The organism is Aquitalea sp. S1-19 (genome assembly GCF_024343515.1).
In genome coordinates this window covers 1-1,457 of record NZ_RJTZ01000304.1, presented here as the reverse complement: position 1 = coordinate 1,457, position 1,457 = coordinate 1, and the positions used below count along the sequence as shown (strand labels likewise).

General features: G+C 64.3%; 2 protein-coding genes. Both read right to left on the bottom strand.

The features are described 5' to 3' along the window. Positions 1–804 (bottom strand): hypothetical protein (locus EGI20_RS18640; protein ID WP_498633186.1); only part of this gene is annotated, 804 nt, incomplete at its 3' end. A gap of 3 nt (positions 805–807) precedes the next feature. Then, positions 808–1,457 (bottom strand): ABC transporter substrate-binding protein (locus tag EGI20_RS18635; RefSeq protein WP_498632709.1); only part of this gene is annotated, 650 nt, incomplete at its 5' end.

Here is a 1,457-nt window from a genome sequence, read left to right as displayed (position 1 = left end):
TTGGGCAATGCTGACCGCGACACCGACGGCAGCGGCAGCGGCAATCGGGCGTGCCAGCATGGGCCATTTGACGCGCCAGCAGGCTTGCAGGCGCGAGTGCCCCAATGCGCGCGCAAGTACCAGATAGCGCGCATCAAAACGCCGGTAGGCGGGCGCCAGTACAATCACCATATAGGGAAAAACCCAGAATAACTGCGCCCAAGCGACGCTGAACATACTGCCCTCCAGTTGCCAGGGAAGCGCCAGCCGGTACAGGCCGGCCACCAGCAAGACTTGCGGCAGGATCAGCGGTGCCAGTAGCAGGCTGCCCACGGCCGGATGCGCTGTGCCGTACTCCAGCCACAATAGCGCCAGCAACAAGGCTGCCGATCCACTGAGTAGCGCCAGCGCCAGAGCCAGAGCCAGCGGGTCGTTGACCGTTACCCAATCCGGCGCATCGACGGGAAAGCCGGCGATGGCGGCAAACAGGCGCACCAGCATGCCGCCAGGTGCAATCAGAAAGACCAGCCCGATGGCAAATGCCGCATGCGGCAAGGCCAGCATAGGTGAAAGCAGTGCGCCTAAGCGTAGCCAGAGACGGCTGTGGTACAGGCTGCGCGCAATCAGCAGCGCCCCGCCTAACGCTGCCGCGCTAGCCAAAAGCGCCGAAATCAGCGTGGCGCAGAGGGCGCTGGCAAACTGCGGGTCGGTAATCAGCGCGCTTAGCGCCGCGCCGGACAGTGCCGGCCATAGCGCCGCCAGCAGGGCGGCCAGCAGCGGCAGGGCAAACAGCAGGCCGACCAGTATCAGGGTCAATACGGGCATGGCTCAGGCGCCGCCTGCCTTGCCGTAGCGGCGCAGCCATTCTTTTTCCAGCGCATCCACCCAGCTGGCGTGTGGTTCGGCCAGTGTCTTGACGCTGGCTGGCAGGCTGCCCGCAGCGCTTTGCCGCAAGGCCGCACCTTGCGCGGCCGGCAGTTTGGCCGGGTCCAGTACGCTAGGGTCGCCCCAGATGGCGACATCGGCCTTTTTGACTTGCGCCTCGGGCGAGAGCAGGAAATTGGCCAGCACCTTGGCGCCGGCGGCTGATCTGGCATTAAACGGGATGGCGACAAAATGCACATTGGCCAGCGTACCGTCCTTGTGGCCATAGCTATAGGCGGTTTTGGGCAGGCGTTTGGCGGCGATGAGATTGGGTACTTCATTCGGGTTGAAGCTGATGCCCAGCAGCAGTTCGCCATCGGCCATCATCTGCAGCGTTTGTTCGCCTGAGGCGGCAAAGGCCTGACCTTTGCGCCACAGCAAGGGGTGGAGCTGATCAAGGTAGGCCCATAAGGCGCGGGTTTCGCGGGCAAAAACCGCAGCGGTGACCGGCTGTTGCAGCAGGGCCGGGTCGGGTGCCAGCTCCAGCAGCGCCTGTTTCAGGAAGCTGGTGCCGTGAAACTGCGGCGGTTTGGGGTAGCTGACCCGTCCCGGAT